17 protein-coding genes and 1 tRNA gene are annotated in these 20,721 nt (G+C 37.4%); 10 read left to right on the forward strand and 8 right to left on the reverse strand.

Annotated elements, in window-relative coordinates; translation table 11 throughout:
- Nucleotides 1-368 precede the first annotated feature (368 nt).
- A complete protein-coding gene (locus tag KO521_RS09735) occupies nt 369-3,632 on the forward strand; it encodes a ligand-binding sensor domain-containing protein (RefSeq protein WP_215939738.1) in 3,264 nt (1,087 codons plus the stop codon).
- Between the two features lie 232 nt (nt 3,633-3,864).
- On the opposite strand, the gene KO521_RS09740 is transcribed toward KO521_RS09735, so the two are convergent.
- On the reverse strand, nt 3,865-4,791 hold the full coding sequence (locus tag KO521_RS09740; RefSeq protein WP_215939739.1) for a hypothetical protein: 927 nt from the start codon (nt 4,789-4,791) through the stop codon (nt 3,865-3,867).
- Nucleotides 4,792-4,869: 78 nt separating this feature from the next.
- Nucleotides 4,870-7,485, reverse strand: a complete 2,616-nt coding sequence (gene alaS, locus KO521_RS09745) for an alanine--tRNA ligase (protein ID WP_215939740.1) — start codon at nt 7,483-7,485, stop codon at nt 4,870-4,872.
- A 101-nt stretch (nt 7,486-7,586) separates the two neighbouring features.
- On the opposite strand from alaS, the gene KO521_RS09750 reads away from it, so the two are divergent.
- The 6 genes from KO521_RS09750 to KO521_RS09775 all read left to right on the forward strand — a co-directional run bounded on the left by KO521_RS09750 (nt 7,587) and on the right by KO521_RS09775 (nt 11,136).
- On the forward strand, nt 7,587-8,564 hold the full coding sequence (locus KO521_RS09750; RefSeq protein ID WP_215939741.1) for a M23 family metallopeptidase: 978 nt from the start codon (nt 7,587-7,589) through the stop codon (nt 8,562-8,564).
- Nucleotides 8,564-8,893: a MerR family transcriptional regulator gene (locus tag KO521_RS09755; RefSeq protein ID WP_215939742.1), complete on the forward strand. Its 330-nt coding sequence runs from the start codon at nt 8,564-8,566 to the stop codon at nt 8,891-8,893. Before KO521_RS09750 ends, KO521_RS09755 begins: the two co-directional genes overlap by 1 nt.
- 83 nt (nt 8,894-8,976) lie before the next feature.
- On the forward strand, nt 8,977-9,576 hold the full coding sequence (locus KO521_RS09760; RefSeq protein WP_215939743.1) for a LemA family protein: 600 nt from the start codon (nt 8,977-8,979) through the stop codon (nt 9,574-9,576).
- 3 nt (nt 9,577-9,579) lie between these two features.
- A complete protein-coding gene (locus KO521_RS09765; RefSeq protein ID WP_215939744.1) occupies nt 9,580-10,017 on the forward strand; it encodes a TPM domain-containing protein in 438 nt (145 codons plus the stop codon).
- Entirely contained in the window at nt 9,998-10,795 is a 798-nt protein-coding gene (locus tag KO521_RS09770; protein ID WP_215939745.1) for a TPM domain-containing protein, read from the forward strand. Before KO521_RS09765 ends, KO521_RS09770 begins: the two co-directional genes overlap by 20 nt.
- A 68-nt stretch (nt 10,796-10,863) precedes the next feature.
- Nucleotides 10,864-11,136: a hypothetical protein gene (locus tag KO521_RS09775; RefSeq protein WP_215939746.1), complete on the forward strand. Its 273-nt coding sequence runs from the start codon at nt 10,864-10,866 to the stop codon at nt 11,134-11,136.
- Between the two features lie 254 nt (nt 11,137-11,390).
- On the opposite strand, the gene der is transcribed toward KO521_RS09775, so the two are convergent.
- From der to KO521_RS09800, 5 genes are all read right to left on the reverse strand, one after another.
- Entirely contained in the window at nt 11,391-12,695 is a 1,305-nt protein-coding gene (der, locus tag KO521_RS09780) for a ribosome biogenesis GTPase Der (protein WP_215939747.1), read from the reverse strand.
- A 143-nt stretch (nt 12,696-12,838) separates the two neighbouring features.
- Entirely contained in the window at nt 12,839-14,371 is a 1,533-nt protein-coding gene (locus KO521_RS09785) for a choice-of-anchor I family protein (protein ID WP_215939748.1), read from the reverse strand.
- A gap of 106 nt (nt 14,372-14,477) precedes the next feature.
- Entirely contained in the window at nt 14,478-15,362 is an 885-nt protein-coding gene (gene era / locus KO521_RS09790; RefSeq protein ID WP_215939749.1) for a GTPase Era, read from the reverse strand.
- An 11-nt stretch (nt 15,363-15,373) separates the two neighbouring features.
- Nucleotides 15,374-15,838: an RNA methyltransferase gene (locus tag KO521_RS09795; protein WP_215939750.1), complete on the reverse strand. Its 465-nt coding sequence runs from the start codon at nt 15,836-15,838 to the stop codon at nt 15,374-15,376.
- Nucleotides 15,828-17,189 carry an alanine/glycine:cation symporter family protein gene (locus tag KO521_RS09800; protein ID WP_215939751.1) on the reverse strand — a complete coding sequence of 454 codons (1,362 nt, stop codon included), beginning with the start codon at nt 17,187-17,189 and terminating at the stop codon, nt 15,828-15,830. Before KO521_RS09800 ends, KO521_RS09795 begins: the two co-directional genes overlap by 11 nt.
- A gap of 192 nt (nt 17,190-17,381) precedes the next feature.
- Here KO521_RS09800 and KO521_RS09805 point away from each other — a divergent pair.
- A tRNA-Met gene (locus KO521_RS09805) sits at nt 17,382-17,454 on the forward strand.
- A gap of 548 nt (nt 17,455-18,002) precedes the next feature.
- On the opposite strand, the gene KO521_RS20615 is transcribed toward KO521_RS09805, so the two are convergent.
- A complete protein-coding gene (locus tag KO521_RS20615) occupies nt 18,003-18,215 on the reverse strand; it encodes a hypothetical protein (RefSeq protein ID WP_354668200.1) in 213 nt (70 codons plus the stop codon).
- Between the two features lie 268 nt (nt 18,216-18,483).
- Between KO521_RS20615 and xerA the strand changes: the two genes are divergently transcribed.
- Nucleotides 18,484-19,575, forward strand: coding sequence for a site-specific tyrosine recombinase/integron integrase (gene xerA / locus KO521_RS09815; protein WP_215939789.1), 1,092 nt, complete (start codon nt 18,484-18,486; stop codon nt 19,573-19,575).
- A gap of 119 nt (nt 19,576-19,694) precedes the next feature.
- A complete protein-coding gene (locus KO521_RS09820; RefSeq protein WP_215939753.1) occupies nt 19,695-20,561 on the forward strand; it encodes a S41 family peptidase in 867 nt (288 codons plus the stop codon).
- Nucleotides 20,562-20,721: the final 160 nt, after the last annotated feature.

Raw genomic sequence — 20,721 nt, forward strand, 5'->3', positions numbered from 1 at the left:
ACATCTCATACTATACCAATGAATTAACAAAAACATGAAGAATAACAAGCTTCAGTTTATCTAATTTCTTAATACATTCGCGAGCGAATGTATTAAGGTTATTTATCGTATACACCTTTAAATTAAGAATTCTGGCAACGACTTTATTACATATCACCTTTCATAAAATTTATTAAAATTATAGAGAAGGATTTCTAAACAAATACAAAGATCAATTCATTATATCTTTTAGATTAAGGATTTTACAATAGGTTTTAGCGATTTAAAAATATCTGACTCTTAATAATTGCTTTCTAAATACTTAATAATAAGTTAAAATTGAACGTAATTTCTTACCTTTAAAGGCGCCTAAATTAAGTATAGTTCAAATGGTATTTAGATTTTTCTTTATAATTCTTAAGGTTTTTATCCTCTACCTTTCCTTATATACGGTTCAGTCCCAACATACTGAACCTCTTACTTTTCACCATATTGAAAAAGGAATATCGCATAGTACGGCTACTATACTTTTGGAAGACAGTTATGGTTTTATTTGGATCGGCACCCGAAATGGCTTGAATAGATACGATGGTAAAGACTTTGAAATATTTAATAAAACCTTAGATGGCAAAACAGGTCTTACCCACGAATATATAGTCTCTTTATATGAGGATGAGGACAACTTACTAATTGGCACCAACCATGGCTTAAGTTTTTATGACCGTAGTTTAAACACAGTTATTCCATATCCATTTAAGAAAGAGGCACAGAAAATAGAAACTAAAAGGTTTGAATGGACTATTAGACTACATGGCTATTTATGGTTAGGTACGGAAAAAGACGGCTTATATAGATATCAACCAGAAACTGGAGAATTAAAACACTTTAAGCTTCCTAATGACCATATTAAAGTTAAAAATAGAAGAGTAGATAAAATTATTAAGGTCATGCCTTTGGATAAAAACCGCATGCTGGTAATTTCTACTTACAATATTTTGGTTATTAATAAGGAAATGGAGGTCCTAAGTGAGCTCAAGGAAACAGATGAGATTGTTTCTGCCACACCATTAGAGGGTGAAAATTTCTTATTGGGTACCATTAATGGTATTTTAATTCAATTAAAAGTAGATAGTACCTCGCAGCTAATTACCAACAAAAAAACTATAAGCTCTGGCTTTAGTATACGTTCCTTAGCAAAGAACGCTAATGACGAATTGTGGATAGGTACTGAAAATGATGGTTTGTACATTTACACTAAAACTTTAGAGCCCATAAGACACATAGAGTATAGTGTAACTAGGCCAAATTCTATATCAGGTAATTCTATTTGGTCACTTTTATACACGCGAAATGGAGTTATGTGGGTGGCTCCCTATAAAAGCGGACTTAATTTTTATGACCCTGGATATTTTAAATTTAAACACTATACATCAGACCCTTTTAATTCTCAATCCTTGAGCAATAAATTGGTCAATTCCTTTAGTGAGGATGCGAACGGAAATATTTGGATAGGAACAGATGGGGGCGGCTTAAATCATTGGAACAGAACTCTGGATACTTTTGAGCATTATTCGTTAAAAGATAAAAATTTTGGCAGTGATGTAGTTCTTTCTCTACTACAAACAGAAAAAGAAGAATTGTGGGCCGGCACATGGACAAATGGAATTACGGTCTTTAATACAAAGAACAAGACATTTAAGGAATTGAATACTGATAATTCCTTTTTAAAATCCAATACCATAGTAAATCTCTTAAAAGATAAAAAAGGTCGTATTTGGATTGTGAACTACTTTACAGGGCTACAAGTATACGACCCTCAAACAAAAAACCATGAAAACATTAATCTCACTTCTAATTTGGATGGCTCCGAAATTAATTCGCTAAATAGGATATTTGAAGATAACCAAGGCAATATATGGGTTGGCACTCTAAATTCAGGATTACTTAAGTTAACAGAAAACAATGGAACTTGGAATACCAACCATTACTATACTAATAATTCGTTGAGCAATGACTTCGTAAATTCCATCATACAAGACCACAACAATACTCTTTGGGTTGGCACTCAAGGAGGGCTCAACAAATATATACCCGAAACGAATTCCTTTAAAGCCATAACAAAGACAGATGGACTAAAAAATGAAGCTATTAAGGAAATTATAGATGATAAAAGAAAACACCTATGGCTAAGTACAGAAGGAGGCATTATCAGGTATAACACAAGCAACGGAAGATCAATTGATTATAATGTTGGCGATGGTCTACAGGCTAACCAATTTAATCCAAATTCATCTTTAGTTACCAGTAAAGGTGAGTACATATTTGGAGGTGTAAACGGGTTTAACATATTTACCCCAAAAGATGTAGCCAAACAAAGAGATAAGCTTACTTTATTTATTTCGGATTTAAAAATATTCAATAAGTCGGTTTTACCCAATGATGATTTCGGTATTTTGGAAAAAGATATTAGTCAAGTAGATTCCATTACCCTTAACTATGACCAATCTGTTATAAATATTGATTTTAAGGCACTTACCTTTAGGCATCCGGAAAGTGTAGATTATGCCTTTTATTTAGACGGTTTTGAAAAGGACTGGAAATATGTAGGTAACAATCCACGGGCAACCTATACCAATCTTAATCCGGGCGAATATACGTTACGAATCAAATCTACCAATTCCGATGGAGTTTGGGGGGACAATGAATTAGATCTTCATATTACCATTACTCCTCCATATTGGGCAACTTGGTGGTTCCGGGCTTTAGTAGTAGCATTCGTTTTATTGCTTTTTTACCTTGCTTACGACATTAAAGTTCGAAGCTTCAAAAAAAATCAAAGAAAACTAGTACTAAAAGTAGCAGAACGCACGAAAGAATTAAGATATCAAAAAAACAAACTTGTAGAAGTTGCAAATAATTTAGAAGTAAAAAACGAAGAGATTCAACGCTTTACATTTGCTGTCTCCCATGATTTAAAAAGTCCGCTTAACAATATTAAAGGAATTGCAAGCTTGGTTCCAATGGCTATTGAGACAGAAGATTTCAATACGGTAGAAGAGTACTTAAACTTAATAGACATTTCTTGTGATAACATGAACGAACTCATTTCGGACATCACCAAGATTGCAAAACTTGGTAAAATCAAAAATAATAATGAGATGTTGGACACCAATGAAATACTGAATTTATCAAAAGACCTTATCAAAGGAAAACTTCAAAAAGAACGTATTGAGCTCAATATTGCTCCCGATCTACCCGAAATATTCGGAGATCGTAAGAGAATAATCCAAGTTTTTGGCAACTTTTTAGATAATGCAGTAAAGTATATGGGAGACCAGCAAAATCCTGAAATAGCTGTGGAGTTCATAAACAATGGAGATACAAATAGTTTCTTGATTAGAGATAATGGATCCGGCATGGATGACAGAGCCCTAAAGAAGCTATTTACACCGTTTGAACGTTTTCATAAGAACGTAAAGGGAACAGGTTTAGGGCTTTACATGATAAAAGAAATTGCCATCTCCCATGGCGGAACTATAGTTGCAGAATCCGGAGGCAAGGGAAAAGGAACAACTTTCAAACTCATTTTGCCAAATGCCGAAATAGCGAAAGAAAACGCTAAAAATCTATTAGAAATAACAGTTGAATCTTAAGAGCCGTTGACTGTAGTTACAATTAAAAACAATTTATTTAGTAATTGATTCATATCATATTTCTATTTCAATCTATTACTTAGCTTTGGAATATTATTTAAGATACATATAAAATGAGAGGTAATTCCAATACTTTGATTTATGTTGTTGCCGGAATAATTATACTACATTTCATTGTTGGCTTTATCTGGCTTATTTACAAACTAAACAAAAAGAAGAAAGAATAAGGTCTTTATTGACTGAGCACAGCCTTAAGCCACTCCACACACTCTATTTCATCTACAATAGACCAAGAATGGGGGTGCCTTTCCCCATTACTACGATAACCGGTACCCAAGGTTTGAATAAATTGCGCTTTATCGTTCCCCATTAAGAGCAATCTATTAATGAGCTCCGAAGTAGCAACAAAATTTTGATGTTGTACACTTTGGTTCCTGTTTTGTAAACGCCATGAAATATCTACATCATGATAGGTTCTAATTGCGATATCTTTCAATAGCGCCTCATTTCCAGTACGCTCCGAACGCATGGAAAAAGGCGTCATCCTTTCATAGGCAGGCTCATTGTCTTTAGGGTTACCGTACCTATTACGCAGTAAATCCTTTACATATTTTGCTTCTTGCACAGCTATTTCGGAACTGTTGTTTTTTATAGTTAGCTCAAAACCGTCCCACAAATGAAAAATATCTATTGGTGAATCAACCATAAATACACCTTTGGGCTTAATGGGATATTTTTCAGGAGCTTCCAAACACAATTCCGTATAACGTAACGCTATGGTACCGCCGGCAGAGAATCCACCCAATACAAACATATTTTTATCCACGGAAAATCTTTCTATAACATCCTGTAAGACCTTGGTGAATTTCTCTTGAATACTTTGCTCTAACAATAATCTGGGACCAGCAGCAAAACCAATAGTCAATATATTATTTGTACATGCTTCTTTATGAAGTTGGGTTTCAGTGAAAATGGTTTCAGCCTGCTGTCCAAAACCAGGTAGCAAAACTAACACGCCCTCAATTTTATTTTCGGCTGGTACTACAGCCAAATAGTACCCACTGGTTTCATCTTCTTCATCCAATACTATTTTCTCAACAGATTGAGAAGACCCAAATTGATATATGAGAAAAGATAATAAAACAAGGAAATACTTCATTTTGCCAAACTTTAGATTATACAGTACATAACTCCTTAAAAGAAAACGCCTCACTATAAATAGCGAGGCGTTTTTATTTTACTTCAAATAGTCCTTAGCTTTGGACAAGGCCTCTTCTATACCTTCAGGTTTCTTACCGCCTGCCGTGGCAAAAAATGCTTGGCCACCACCACCACCTTGAATGAATTTACCTAACTCCCTTACAATGGTACCGGCATTCAAATCTTTTGACGCCACCAATTCTTTTGAGATGTAGCAAGACAATAATGCTTTGCCATTTTGGACTGTAGCAAAAAGAAGAAACAAGTTATCCTTGTTCTGACCTATTTCAAAACTAAGATCTTTAATTCCAGAAGCGTCTAAATCTACTTTCTTGGCTAAAAACCGAACACCGTTCACCTCTTTCAGCTCGTTTATTAAATCGCCTTTCAAATTCCTTGCTTTGTCTTTTAGAAGTTCTTCTACTTCTTTTTTTAATTTTGCATTTTCTTCCTGCAAATTAGATACCGCCTTAACCGTATCTTGAGGATTGTTCAACAGCCCTTTCATATCTAGAATAATCCTATCATTCTCATCATAGAAATCTTTGACAGCATCAGAAGTAATTGCTTCAATTCTACGTATACCTGAAGCAACCGCACCTTCTGATTTAATTTTAAAGTGCCAGATATCCCCTGTATTCTTTACATGGGTTCCGCCACAAAGTTCAATAGACTGCCCAAAACGAACTGTTCGTACCGTATCTCCGTATTTTTCACCAAAAAGAGCCATAGCCCCCTCTTTTAAAGCTTCTTCCATAGAAATGTTTCTATGTTCAACGAACGGTAACTGCCCCTCTATACGAGCATTAACAAAGCTTTCTACCTCACGTAACTCTTCTGGGGATACCTTAGAGAAATGAGAAAAATCAAATCGCAGATATTTAGAGTGCACCGCAGAACCTTTTTGTTCTACATGAGTACCTAATATCTCGCGCAAAGCTTGATGCAACAAGTGTGTCGCCGTATGATTCGCCTGGGTCCTTTCCCGTTGCTTTTTATCTACTACCGCTTTAAATGTGCCGTTAATATCTGCGGGTAAGTTCTTGGTAAAGTGAATAATTTCACTGTTTTCTTTTTTAGTGTCTAAAATGTAAACCACATCTCCATTAGGTCTTTCCAAATAGCCCTTATCTCCTACTTGCCCTCCTCCTTCTGGATAAAATGGCGTTAAGTTAAACACCAATTGATATTGTTCTCCCGCTTTTTTAGAGGTTACTTTTCTATATTTAACCAACTTTACATTGGCCTCAAGCATATCATAACCAACGAATTCCTGTTTTAAATCATCAGAAATAGTTACCCAATCGTCCTTTGAAATCTCAGAAGCCTTTTTTGAACGGTTCTTCTGCTCTTGCATAGCCACTTCAAAACCATTCTCATCTAGGGCCAAACCTTTTTCAGAAAGAATAAGAGCGGTTAAATCTATTGGAAAACCATAGGTATCATACAACTCAAAAGCCTTTCTACCATCCACTTCTTTTCCTTTTGCGTTGGCAATAACCTGATCTAAAAGAACAAGACCTTGCTCTAACGTTTTTAAGAAAGAATACTCTTCTTCCTTTATTACATTTTCAATAAGTTGGCGCTGCTCCTTTAACTCCGGAAAAGCATCGCCCATACTTTCGGTCAGCTCACTGACCAAACGATACATAAAGGGTTCTTTTGTATTTAAAAAAGTAAAGCCATAACGAACGGCTCGTCTTAAAATACGTCTAATTACGTATCCTGCCCCCGTATTACTGGGCAACTGACCATCTGCTATAGAAAACGATACAGCACGGATATGATCGGCTATTACACGAATAGCTATATCTGTCTCTTCATCTTTACCGTACTTACTATGTGTTATGATTTCTATTTCACGAATAATAGGTTTAAAAACATCTGTGTCGTAGTTAGATTTTACATTTTGAAGTACCATGCATAAACGTTCAAAACCCATACCGGTATCTACATGTTTTGCTGGTAACGGTTCTAATGTGCCATCTGCTTTACGGTTGTATTGCATGAAAACCAAATTCCATATTTCTACTACCTGCGGGTGGTCTTCATTTACTAACGATGCCCCGGATACCTTCGCCTTTTCTTCCGCAGAACGAATATCTACGTGAATCTCCGAACACGGTCCGCATGGGCCCTGATCGCCCATTTCCCAGAAATTGTCCTTTTTATTACCTAATATAATCCGGTCTTCGGGTACAATGGCCTTCCATAAATCAAAAGCTTCCGTATCCAACGATAGGTTATCCGCATCTTTACTTCCTTCAAAAACGGACACATATAAACAATCCTTATCGATCTTAAGTACCTCTGTAAGCAACTCCCATGCCCACGAAATAGCCTCAGGTTTAAAATAATCCCCAAAACTCCAGTTCCCCAACATTTCAAACATGGTATGGTGGTAGGTATCCTTACCTACCTCCTCAAGGTCATTATGCTTACCGCTAACACGCAAACATTTTTGACTGTCAACCACTCTTGGACTTTTAGCAACACTATTCCCCAAAAAGAACTCCTTAAATTGGTTCATACCCGCATTCGTGAACATAAGTGTAGGATCATCTTTAATGACCATTGGCGCAGATGGCACTATTTTATGCTCTTTTTCTTTATAAAAATTTAAGAATTGAGATCGGATTTCCTTGGAAGTCATAGAGAATTATAAGGTTTTACAAAAATTAGCGTTTTAAAGGAAAGTATTTCTATATTTGTTTATCCCGCTAAAACAGCACAAAAATAGGATAAAATAGATACATGTCTAAGGTAAAGTATTATTACGATCCAGATACGCTGTCGTATCGCAAAATCGAAGCTAAAAAATCGAAGCGCTATCGCAATATAGCCCTGTTCTTTATAGGTTCCTTTCTTTTTGGGCTGATGTGTTTGGTTTTCTTAATGAATACCAACCTTATCAATACCCCAAGAGAACTTTCGCTTTCGCGGGAAGTAAAAAACTACGAGCTTCAGTTTGAACTATTAAATAGAAAAATGGGTCAGATCGAAGATGTTTTGGCCAATATTGAAGAACGGGACAACAATATTTACCGATTATATTTTGAAGCAAACCCAATACCCGAGGAACAGCGTAGAGCTGGTTTTGGTGGTATTAACCGTTATAAATCCTTAGAGGGTTTCAATAACTCCGAAATGGTCATTGCAACCACAAAACGTTTGGATATCATTAAAAAGCAAATGTCCATTCAATCTAAATCATTGGATGAAATCACTAAATTAGCGGAGGAAAAAGAAAAATTCTTAATGGCCATCCCGGCCATACAGCCGGTTACCAATGAAAGTCTTAAACGCATGGCTTCCGGATTTGGATGGCGTTCAGACCCATTTACAAAGGCACGTAAATTACATAGGGGAATGGATTTTTCCGCTCCAAAAGGCACACCGGTCTACGCACCTGGTGATGGCAAAGTTACGCGTGCGGATAACGGATCTTCTGGTTATGGCAAACACATTCGTATAAATCACGGTTACGGATATAAAACCCTATATGGGCATCTTAGCGAATACAATGTAAAGAAAGGTCAAAAAGTAAAGCGCGGAGATTTAATCGGTTTTGTAGGTAATACAGGTCGTTCAGAAGCACCACACTTACATTATGAGGTTTGGAAAGATGAGGAACGCATCAACCCAATAAACTTCTACTACGGCAGTTTAACCGCAGAAGAATTTGAAAACATGCTTAAATACGCAGCTCAAGAAAATCAATCTTTAGACTAATGCAGATAGATCTCCCAGAAAAAAGGTACTATGGCATTGGCGAAGTCGCCAAGGCTTTTGACGTAAACACTTCCCTGATTCGTTTCTGGGAAAAAGAATTTGATGCGCTCAAGCCAAAGAAAAATGCGAAAGGCAATCGCAAATTCACTCCGCAGGACATAGACAACCTAAAACTCATTTATCACTTGGTAAAAGAGCGCGGCTTCACTTTAGACGGGGCAAAAACGCATCTAAAGGAGAACCGTCAAAAAACGCTCAACAACTTTGATATCATTGATAAATTAGAGCGCATAAAAGTAGAATTGACCAAAATCAAAGATCAACTGTAACATTTTTGCCAGTTTACGGTCTAATAATCTGAATACACTTTTTTGCTTTATTAGCACATTAACCATAACCTAATATTTTTAAAATGAAAAAAGGATTAATCGTACTCATTGTACTAGGAGTCATTGCCGTAGGTATATATCAATGGGCCGTAGGCTTTAACAATACCGCGGTAGAATTGGAAGCCAATGCAAAAACTGCCTGGTCTAACGTAGAAAGTGCTTACCAGCGCAGAAACGACTTAATAGGCAACCTGGTAAAAACAGTACAAGGTGCTGCAGATTTTGAACGTGGTACATTAACAGATGTTATTGAAGCCCGCGCAAAAGCAACCTCAACTACAATTGATGCCAACAACTTGACCCCAGAAAATATGGCCAATTTTCAACAGGCACAAAGCGGACTTACAGGTGCTTTAAGTAAATTGATGGTGGTTGTTGAACGCTACCCTGACCTTAAGGCGAACCAAAATTTTCTAGAGCTTCAGGCGCAATTAGAAGGTACGGAGAACCGTATTAACGTAGAGCGCAACAAGTTTAATGAAACGGTTAACATTTACGATATACATATTTCCAAGTTTCCAGGTTCGTTCTTGGCAGGCATATTCGGATTTGAAGATATGGCCCGCTACAAAGCAGATGCAGGTTCTGAAAACGCTCCTGATGTAGAATTTGATTTTAAGTAGAATATGTCAAGAGTAGAAGCATTTTTAACGGCAGAAGAAGAGCAAGAAATTGTTTCGGCTATTCATGTAGCCGAAAAAAACACTTCTGGTGAAATCAGGGTTCATATTGAACCTCACACCCGCTTGGAGCCTATTGAAAGAGCTAAAGAAGTGTTTCTACTCTTAAAAATGGAAAATACCAAAGAAGCTAACGGTGTCTTGATTTACGTAGCAGTAAACGATAGAAAATTTTCCATATTCGGAGATAGCGGTATCAACAAAGTGGTACCCGATAATTTTTGGGACACTACCAAAAATGTAATTCAAGACCAATTTAAAAAGGGAAACTTCAAACAAGGTATAATAGACGGCATATTAAAAGCCGGAAAGGAACTGCAAGCCCATTTTCCTTGGGAGCACGGTGATAAAAATGAACTTAGCGATGAAGTATCTAAAGGGTAGTCTACTTACAATCTTACTCTTTTGCTTTACTCTGGTTACGGCTCAGTATCAAATTCCCGATAAGCCGAAACTAGAGACAAGTGTCTATGATTATATTAATCTTTTAAGCTCTGGTCAAAAACAGAAATTAGAGCAAAAATTGATTCGCTACTCAGACAGTACCTCTACGCAAATAGTTATTGCCATCATTAGTTCTACAGAAGGTGAAAACATCAATTTCTTAGGTGCACAATGGGGAGATAAATGGGGAATTGGTCAGGCCGATAAAGACAACGGCATCCTAGTACTTTTAGCTAGAGATGACCGAAGGATAGCCATAAATACAGGTTACGGTGTAGAATCTAGACTTACAGACGCCCTATCCCGTAGAATTATTGATCAGGCTATTCTACCTAAATTTAAACAAAACGATTATTACGGAGGATTAAACGCCGGTTCCGATGCTATTTTTCAAGCCCTGAACGGCGAGTTTACAGAAGACCGTTCTTTTGACAATGGCGGCGGCTTTCCCATTGGCAAATTCCTACCCTTTATCATCTTCTTTATTATTTTAATGATTTTATCAAATCGTAACAAACGCGGTGGCGGAGGCAACAACGGAGGTAAGCGCGGTCGTGGATTGGACCTTTGGGACATTATCATTCTAAGCAATATGGGCCGTAGTGGTGGTTCCGGAAGCTTTGGAGGTGGTGGCTTTGGAGGAGGTTCCGGTGGCGGATTTGGCGGAGGCTTCGGAGGCGGCGGTTTTGGCGGCGGCGGCGCATCTGGTGGATGGTAACACTTTAAGAATCGCAGCTTGGTTAGACGCAACCATTTTTCCTAAAAACATCTTACAAGAAAATCGCTATGAAGAAGTTACTTTTTGCTATACCCCTATTTTTAATTCTTTCGATGTGTACATCTGATGATGTAACGGATTATGATTGTTCCGCAGTGACTTGCGCACCTAATTTCTCTAATCTATACTTAGAGCTTATAGATAATGAAAGCGGTGAAAATCTCCTAGCAAACGAAACTTATCCCACTTCCGATATTACAATATCGGGAAATGAAACTATAGAATTTTCAATTCAAGTTGTATCCGAAAAATCAGTTTTGACCCTTTCCGATTCCGAATGAGATACTGGAACCTATGATTATGTTTTATCTATTGGAAATGAAAATAGTCTTGACCTAACTTTAAAATTAGAACGGTCAGGCGGTGAAGGTTGCTGCTCAAACACCCTTTTGCTAGATTCTTTTGAGATTGATGGAAAAGTTCAAGAAGAAGATACATATCTAACATATAAAATCCCTATAAATAACATAGACTAGTCTAAATTACTTATAGGGATAATAATGCTTACGAAGAAAATGGAAGTTTAAAACTTCACTTACTTCTTTCTCATGTAAATAGTTACAGGGACCCCTGTGAAATCAAAATTTTCTCTCAATTTGTTCTCTAAAAATCTTTTGTACGGCTCACGAACATACTGCGGTAAATTGCAAAAGAATGCAAACTGCGGATAGTTGGTAGGTAGCTGAGTAATATACTTGATTTTAACGTATTTATCCTTATACGCCGGTGGCGGCGTACGCTCAATAACGGATAACATAACATCATTAAGCTGACGCGTTTTTATTTTCTTGGAACGACGTTGATACACCTCAACAGCTGTTTCAATAGCTTTATAGATACGTTGCTTGGTTAATGCGGATACAAACAGAATAGGAACATCTACAAAAGGCTCCATAGCTTTTTGAATGCGTTGGGTATACTGCTTCATTGTATTGGTCTCCTTGTCCTCTATTAAATCCCACTTGTTCACCAAAACAACAATACCCTTATTGTTTCTTTGAGCCAACCAGAAGATATTCTCTACTTGACCATCAAACCCACGAGTGGCATCGAACATCAAAATACAAACATCACAATGTTCAATAGCACGCACGGAACGCATTACGGAGTAAAACTCCAGATCTTCCTTTACCTTGGCCTTCCTCCTGATACCTGCCGTATCAACAATATTGAATTCAAAGCCAAAACGGTTGTATTTAGTGTCAATACTATCTCTTGTGGTACCGGCTATATCAGTAACAATATATCGGTCTTCACCAATAAGCGCATTTATAAATGATGATTTACCGGCATTTGGCCTCCCTACTACAGCAAATCTTGGCAACTCGCTTTCTTCTTTTTCTTTCTCTGGAAGTACTTTGACCAGATCATCCAGCAAATCACCGGTGCCACTACCATTTACACTAGATAGCGTATAGTAGTCTCCTAACCCTAGAGCGTAAAACTCAACCGCATCTTCGGCACGTTTGGCATTGTCCACTTTATTGACCACTAAGAAAACTGGTTTTTTAACCCTGCGTAGCAATTTGGCTACATCCTCATCCATTCCGGTAATACCACTTTCTACATCTACCATAAAGATAATGGCATCAGCTTCATCAATGGCAAGCTCTACCTGTTTATCTATTTCCTGCTCAAAAACATCATCACTACCTTGTACGTAACCACCCGTATCTATCAACGAAAACTCTTTTCCGTTCCAATCACTTTTTCCGTAATGACGGTCACGCGTAACCCCACTAACAGCATCGGTAATAGCTTCTCTTCTTTGAATCAATCGATTGAAAAACGTTGATTTTCCCACATTTGGCCTCCCTACAACGGCAACAATAGCACTCATACTTCCTAAATTTGCTGCAAAAATAGTATTAATCCCGATGCTATCGTAATTCTAAACAACTAATCGTAAGTAAATTAAAAAGAGAATCCCCGAATCTCATACTGAGATTTGGGGATTTACATATTTTAATCTTCTAGAACCAACTATCTTATCTCATAAATAGAAACTGTATTGGATACCTCATTGGTAATTACCAAAAGATTTTCTCCGTTAGGCGATTCATCTGCCGGTATTACCAAAAGACCTTCTGGGGCAACATCTTGTGTATTGAAAATCCACTTTAGAAATTCAGGAGCAGATGGGTTGGTAATGTCATACACCATAGCACCTCCGGTTCTCTCAAGACCTACGAACAATAAGGTAGACTCTCCTATTTTTAATGTAGTTACGGACTCTGGTTCCGCCCCTTTATCATCACTTCTATCATCTGCCTCACCTTCATCGTTATTGAATAAAGCTGGAGCAATTTCCAATGTTTTTCTTCCAATTTCATCTCCACTGTCATAAACGATCTGCCCTTGAGGACTCCAAATAGTGAACGAACGAGCTCCGTAGGAGTAGATTTTATCAAAGTCTCCATCGCCATCCGTATCGCCATTTGCTGTTGTTGTCTTCAAACGACCCAAGTTTTCATCTGCCTGAAGTTCTTCTGCATTAGGGAAAGCCGTTGCATCCAATTCCAAATCTTTTACCCTTTCTTCCTCGGAGTATCCATCATAATCACGAGAATCTCCTTCATTGGCAGAAATGATGTAACCTGCACCACCTATTTTAGCATAGGTAATAGCATCCGGCATATAGAAGCCAAGAACGGGCCAAGTCTGGAAATTCCCTACCATATCATCCTTATTACTGGCATCTATAGCATTTTCAACAAGAGAATGGTCTTTAACACCCAATCCAAAAACATCCGTTAAGGTCATTGTAGTTAAATCAACCACGGCCATACCATTATTTTCCTGTAAACTGATGTATGCATATTTACTATCATCGGAAATAGCTACATATTCTGGCTCTATATCTTGTGCCACGGACGCATTAGGCCCAAAAACCCGGAAGTCGTTTCCGATAACTTGCCCATTATAATTGGTAAAAAACAAGGTGTTCACTTCATTATTCTCTACATCGATTACGGAAATGGATCCTTCTGGATCTACTGTATAATCATCATTTGGCTCCCCTTCATTAGCGGCAACAATATATCTTCCATTAGGACTAAAAGCAACCATATCCGGTAATGCCCCCGCCGGATACGAATTGGCCAATGTCATAGTGGCCGTATCATAAACTTCAACTGTACCATCTGCTTGCTTGTTCTCGTTCTCTACAGCGATAGCCAAAAGTCCATCATGAACCGCTACACTATTTGGAATACCGCTTAAAGCGATAGATGCTTGTTTTGACGGGACAGAAGGTTGATTGATGTCCCAAACGGAAACTTCACCTTCAACAGGATTTACTACGAATAGTTTGCCGGTCTTGGCATCGTAAGCACTGATCTCAGCAAAACCCTCATCACCGGAACCATTTACAAACCCACCTATTTTTGTAAAGGTAAGTTCTGACGGATTTACGATTTCATCTTCAATTGGGTGACCTACTACATCTTCTAGCTTTTCGCAAGAAAAAATAGCCAATGCAATAAGAATAAGCGGAATACTTTTATAATTTTTCATCTTCAGGTTGATTATTGATCGCCAAAGATGAAATTTCAAGGTCACTTAAAGGTTAGCTTAAGAATAACCAAAGATTATTAGAACGCAACCAAATTGTTAACTGCTTTTAGTTATTGTAACCAAACCGTTTTAATTGGCGGGCATCACTACGCCAATTCTTATTGACTTTCACATAAAGTTCTAAATGTACTTGCTTGCCAAAAAACTTTTCAAGGTCTTTACGGGACTCTACCCCTACTCTTTTTAACGCACTGCCTTTATGACCAATAATGATTCCTTTTTGAGAATCACGCTCTACCATTATAACCGATCGCATTCTAATGATATCCTCATCTTCAAAAAACTCTTCGGTCTCGATTTCTACGGAGTACGGAATTTCCTTTTTGTAATACATTAAGATTTTTTCCCTAATATTCTCATTTACAAAAAACCGCTCAGGCTTATCCGTAAGTTGGTCTTTGGGATAATACGCCGGTGCTTCGGGAAGTAATTCTATAATACGTTCAAAAATATTCTTGATATTGAAATTGGATAAAGCCGAAATTGGGTGCAACTCTACCGTAGGTAGCATTTCTTGCCAGTACTGTACTTGCTCCTCCAGCAATTCCTGTGTTGCCGTATCCACTTTATTCAATAATAACAGAACGGGGATTTTGCTATTTCTTATTTTTTCGAAGAAAGCTTCGTCCTTCAGGGCCTTTTCTCCTATCTCTACCATGTACAAAAGCACATCTGCATCTTCAAAAGCGGACTTCACAAAATTCATCATAGAAGATTGCAGTTCATAGGCCGGTTTAATAATTCCCGGAGTATCGGAAAGTATCACCTGAAAATCATCGCCATTTACAATACCCAGAATACGATGTCTTGTGGTCTGTGCCTTTGACGTGATTATAGATAGCTTTTCACCAACAAAAGCGTTCATTAAAGTAGATTTCCCCACGTTGGGATTACCTATAATATTTACAAATCCTGCCTTGTGATTATCCATGTTTCTTTCTTTTAACGCATTCGCGGTTTCGATAGATTTCTATCATACATTACAATACTTCCGGCAACAGCAACATTTAGACTTTTTACCGATTTAAAACGGACCAAATGATGCGATTTTTCGCAAGCCGTATTGGAAAGTCCGTGGTCCTCCGCCCCCAACAGGTAAACGCATCGCCTAAGGTGCTCAAACGTTTCCAAGTCTACTGCATTAGTTGTCATCTCTACCCCAACCAACATTGCACCTTTAGGTAAATTGGCATAAAACGCCTCAAACGTATCATAATGAAAATAAGGCATTGCCTTAACCGCTTGGTGCGTATCACTTGCCTGTTTTGCGTACCTATTACCAATAGTGAAGATAAAGCTGGCGCCCAAATTCTGAGCTGTACGCCATAATACCCCTAAATTTTCAGGCGTTTTCCCATTCTGGATACCAATACCAAAAAACTCATGTTCAAAATTATCAGTGCTCACTTTTTAACTTCTGAAAATATTTCTTTGCCTCCTTATTCACTTTTGGTGCCAACAAAAGTACGGCAATCATATTGGGTATGACCATTAAAGCATAGGAAAGATCTATAAGATTCTTGACCAAATCCAATGAAGCCACTGCTGCAAACACGATCATAATAACAAAATACCAGTTATAAAATTTCCCGATTCTTGCATTGGTCAAAAAAGAAAGGCACTTTACCCCGTAATACGAATAGGTGAATAAGGTAGACATGGCAAAAGCGGTAACAATAATCATCAGCAAAACATCGCCATAACCAAAAAGTGTAGTTTCAAAAGCGGACAAGGTCATTACAATGCCACTGCCATCCTCTAAATACGCCCCGCTTAAAATTATAACAACAGCGGTAAACGTACACACTAAAATGGTATCTATAAACGGCCCTAGCATAGCTACTAGACCTTCCTTTATAGGATTATCCGTCTTTGATTGCCCATGGTACATAGGCGCACTACCCAGACCTGCCTCATTGGAAAACATAGCCCGGCGAACCCCTATTATGACCAACCCCCAGAATCCACCGGTTACGACCGTCTTAAAGTTCCATGCTTCCGTAATTATCAATTTTAAAGATGGAATAATTTGCGAAGCATTCAAAACCATTACCACTACAACGGCAATTAAGTACACCATAACCATAAACGGAACAATGGCAGAGGCCACTTTGGCTATTTTCTCCAATCCGCCAAAAATTACGAAGGAAGTAACCACCGCCAGTACAACACCAATACATAACTGCCAATTAAAACTACCCATGTCCGCAATTGTTCGGTTAGGTTCCACCACACTCATAAAGGTCTCCGTAAACTGGTTAGCGGTAAAGACCCCTAAAAACCCGAATAACCCACAGACCGCAAAAAATATAGCCAGAGGCTTTGCCTTTGGCCCTAAACCTTGCGTTATATAGTACATGGGGCCTCCTTGCAATTTACCATCTGAATCCGTACTACGGAACATGACGGCCAAACTACACGAGTAAAACTTGATACACATACCGATAAGCGCCGTAACCCATATCCAAAAAACAACCCCTGGGCCGCCGTCGTGAATAGCAATTGCTACTCCGGATATATTACCCAGACCCACGGTTGCAGCAACAGCTGCGGACAGGGCCTGAAAGGAGCTTACGTCTCCTTCAGACTTGTCACTATCATACTTACCCGCCGTAATTGCAATGGCGTGGCCAAAGAAGCGGTAGGGTAAGAACTTGGAATAAAATACCAAAAAAAGTCCCCCACCAATTAGTAAAAGAAACATGGGCCACTCCGTATAAGGCAGTGCGGCGGAAATAAAATCGTTTATCGTATCCATAAATAGGCTTGCAAGCTCCTAAGGTATGGAATTTGGATATTTTTTAAGGTATGCTTAAAAAGTTTCTGTCCTAAGTTTGGTTTTAAGTAAAAAACAGTTGTATATTTGCAGCCCGTTACAAATAGTAGCGCGCCTTTATCTCGTCAGTGTAATGACCTGAAGTTGCAAAACAAGTGAGATAAAAACCCATATCGCGGGGTAGAGCAGTAGGTAGCTCGTCGGGCTCATAACCCGAAGGTCGCTGGTTCGAGTCCAGTCCCCGCTACTAACAAAGAAGCCATTAGATTGATTTTCAGTCGGATGGCTTTTTTATTTCCTATATTTTCCCGATTTTCTAACTCCTCTTTTCAATTAGTGAACAATAAAATTGTATCCAATCGGTAACTGAATAAATTTATTTTGCATAATCCTATACATATTTCCAATTTCTTGAAGAAATACCAACACACCCGTAGTATTAGATAAAATTTAGGGGAAGATGGCCGGTTGTTCAAAATCTACGAGAAGCTAATAGCGGTGCGGTTGCTCTAAAACCACTAAAAATCAGTAATCTTTACGAATAAAATTATAGTTGTATGCGTAAAAACATATATGATTCTTTGGCATATGTAGCCCTCTTGATAAACCGGTCAGTTTATATGTAGAAGGTCTTTGGGTATTAAGAATCATCTCATGGATTGATATAATTGGTTTACGCTATGGTAAGATATACTAATATCTTCTGATGAAACAGTCAGAAAAGGGCTTAGTTCTTATTTTAGAGCATTAGTTTTTCACCTTAAGAAATGATAAACGATTTTTGTACCAAGAACGTTAAGATTTATCCATATAACTTTGCCATTTTACAAGAAGGTATTTGTCCTTACCATTATTCTTGATATTCAAAAACCCGTATTCATACACAAAAAAATATACATTACCCTGTTTGTTCTTCCAATAATGAGTAAAGAATTTTGGGTTGAATCCTTTAGAAACGATTTCGGTTTTTCGAATCGTAGCATATCCAGATTTGTTGTATCTCTTCAATATCTTTCTATTGATCTTTAGTTGCCTATCTACTTTTAGAAAAAAAGGTTCCTCTTTCTGCCTTTTTTCATATTGATCAATAGACCTACATTTTGAGGAACAAAACCTCTTGTCCGATCTTCCAAATACGGCATGGCCACATATTGGGCATATTTTCTCAGCTATCACAAATAAAAATATATTATACGCATAATATACTACTAAAAGTTTATAGGGTTACTACACTTGCCCCATGAATTCCGCAAAATCAATAACGCTTTACCATTTAATGATTAAAAATCAAAAGATGATCGGTATAAAATTTTCACCGGACAAGCTGATTCAAAACTTAATTAAAGGACTCCCGGACCCAAAATGGAGCACCCAGTACAACATGGCCTACATATGCAATACAAAGGATAACCTAGGTATATTGTTCCATACATTCAAAGGGGTCGTTTGGATAAACTATAACCGTTTCTTTTCAAACAGACCTGTTAATACCAGTAATAAAACGGTAGATGTGCAATGGTTCAGAGACCGGATTACCGTACCGGAATATAGACTTTGCCCAGAGGAATACTTAATAAAGTTAGAACTGAAACGCTATGCAAATTCTACCGTTAAAACCTATGTTACTTACTTTGAAATGTTCATTAACTACTATAAGGACAGAGCGCTAAAAACTCTTGATGAAAGCGATATCAGGGCCTTTCTTCAATTTTTGATTCACAAAGGCGTATCCAACTCTTATCTAAACCAGGTTATCAACTCCATTAAATTCTATTATGAAGTTGTACTGGGAATGCCCAATAGATTTTACGAAATAGAACGTCCAAGAAAAGAACATAAACTACCCAAAGTCATTTCAAAAGAGGAAGTAATAGCTATTATTGAACATACCAACAACTTAAAGCACAGATGTATTGTACAACTTCTGTATGGTTCTGGTTTGCGCCGTAGCGAGCTTTTGAACCTAAAACTAAATGATATTGATAGCAAACGAATGCTTATAAGAGTTGAAGTAGCTAAAGGCAATAAAGACCGACTTACTCTTTTATCAAAGAATGCACTCAAAGATTTGAGGATGTATTTTAAGGAATGGAAGCCTAAAGAATTTCTTTTCGAAGGGCGCAAAGGAGGAAAATATAGCCCAGAAAGTGTAGTACAAATCGTTAAACAAGCGGCTAATAAAGCAGGTATAAAACAAAATGTGTCACCACATACACTTCGTCATAGTTTTGCTACACATCTTTTAGAATCTAATGTTGACCTTAGGCAGATTCAAGTACTTTTAGGCCATGGCTCAAGTAAAACAACAGAAATTTACACTCATGTTGCAACAAATACTTTTAAAACAATTAAAAATCCTTTAGATTAGAGTTTATATAATTGGGATATATGTAATTGTACACATATCCGTACGTTGTGCTACATATGAAAAATCAAATTTTAATCATAATCTCAACATTTCTTTTTCTTACCTGCACGAAGGAAAACATGGCGGAAACATACCTCAATTCTGCTATTGATATTATGCAAGAAAATTCAATAAAAACTGAAAGTATCAATTGGAAAAACCTAAGGGATAATGCTAATAAAAATTTGAAAGGTAAACGAACTATCGAAGAAGTATATCCAATAATTGAAAGTACATTAAAAGAATTAGGAGACAATCATAGCTTTTTCTTACCAAAATCAACTGATTCAATTAAAGCAGAAAGTGAAGGGACGATACCCCAAATTGAAGCTAAAATTTTTAACAAACAAATTGCTTATTTAAAAATCCCTGCATTTAATAACGGTGGAAACCTTGCCAGTAGATTTGCCTCAAAAATCCAGAATAAAATAAAAGCTATGGATAAACCTGAAATTAAAGGGTGGATTGTAGATTTATCTGAAAATTACGGAGGGAATATGTGGCCAATGTATCTTGGACTAGCCCCACTAATAGGCGAAGGTATTTCAGGATATTTTTTTGATTGGGAGCAAAACAGCGCAGAATGGAGTTTCAAAAATAACGCTGTGTACAATAAAGAGGATATTAAACTAGAAATTGAAAACTCATACGTGCTAAATAAGACACCAACTAAGATTGCTATCTTAACTGGTCAAATGACAGCAAGTTCGGGAGAAGCAATAGTAATAGCATTCAATGGACTTTCTTCTACTAAGTCATTTGGTGAAAAAACTTTAGGACTATCAACAGGAAACACCGTTTATGAACTAAGTGATGGAGCTAGACTTATTCTTACCACTACAATTATGGCTGATAGGCTAAAAAACTTATATGGTGGACAAATTAAGCCTGATGTGCTAACCACTAATCCAAAAGGAAAAGCAATTGAGTGGCTTATGGAAAAGTAATACGTAGCACAACAAAACCTATAAACAATACGGGCATCGGGCTTAAACGAAAGGTTTGTGTATTTTTATGAGGTCGCGAAATCTTTTGGATTTCGCTTTGACACAAAAAAAGAAAAAACAAAACCAAAAGATTTCGCTATGTTCGTGGTGGAAAGCAAAC

Origin of the sequence: Zobellia uliginosa, assembly GCF_018860745.1 — a bacterium.
GTDB classification, from domain to species: Bacteria; Bacteroidota; Bacteroidia; order Flavobacteriales; family Flavobacteriaceae; genus Zobellia; species Zobellia uliginosa_B.

Bases quoted from the DNA above. Each gene is read 5' to 3' on its own strand.
- alaS (WP_215939740.1), bottom strand. From the start codon at position 7,485: ATGACTTCCAAGGAAATCCGATCTCAATTCTTAAATTTTTATAAAGAA.
- xerA (WP_215939789.1), top strand. From the start codon at position 18,484: ATGATTAAAAATCAAAAGATGATCGGTATAAAATTTTCACCGGACAAG.
- KO521_RS09820 (WP_215939753.1), top strand. From the start codon at position 19,695: ATGGCGGAAACATACCTCAATTCTGCTATTGATATTATGCAAGAAAAT.
- KO521_RS09785 (WP_215939748.1), bottom strand. From the start codon at position 14,371: ATGAAAAATTATAAAAGTATTCCGCTTATTCTTATTGCATTGGCTATT.
- KO521_RS09765 (WP_215939744.1), top strand. From the start codon at position 9,580: ATGTCAAGAGTAGAAGCATTTTTAACGGCAGAAGAAGAGCAAGAAATT.
- der (WP_215939747.1), bottom strand. From the start codon at position 12,695: ATGAGTGCTATTGTTGCCGTTGTAGGGAGGCCAAATGTGGGAAAATCA.
- KO521_RS09800 (WP_215939751.1), bottom strand. From the start codon at position 17,189: ATGGATACGATAAACGATTTTATTTCCGCCGCACTGCCTTATACGGAG.
- KO521_RS09735 (WP_215939738.1), top strand. From the start codon at position 369: ATGGTATTTAGATTTTTCTTTATAATTCTTAAGGTTTTTATCCTCTAC.
- era (WP_215939749.1), bottom strand. From the start codon at position 15,362: ATGGATAATCACAAGGCAGGATTTGTAAATATTATAGGTAATCCCAAC.
- KO521_RS09775 (WP_215939746.1), top strand. From the start codon at position 10,864: ATGAAGAAGTTACTTTTTGCTATACCCCTATTTTTAATTCTTTCGATG.
- KO521_RS09770 (WP_215939745.1), top strand. From the start codon at position 9,998: ATGAAGTATCTAAAGGGTAGTCTACTTACAATCTTACTCTTTTGCTTT.
- KO521_RS09760 (WP_215939743.1), top strand. From the start codon at position 8,977: ATGAAAAAAGGATTAATCGTACTCATTGTACTAGGAGTCATTGCCGTA.
- KO521_RS09740 (WP_215939739.1), bottom strand. From the start codon at position 4,791: ATGAAGTATTTCCTTGTTTTATTATCTTTTCTCATATATCAATTTGGG.
- KO521_RS09750 (WP_215939741.1), top strand. From the start codon at position 7,587: ATGTCTAAGGTAAAGTATTATTACGATCCAGATACGCTGTCGTATCGC.
- KO521_RS09755 (WP_215939742.1), top strand. From the start codon at position 8,564: ATGCAGATAGATCTCCCAGAAAAAAGGTACTATGGCATTGGCGAAGTC.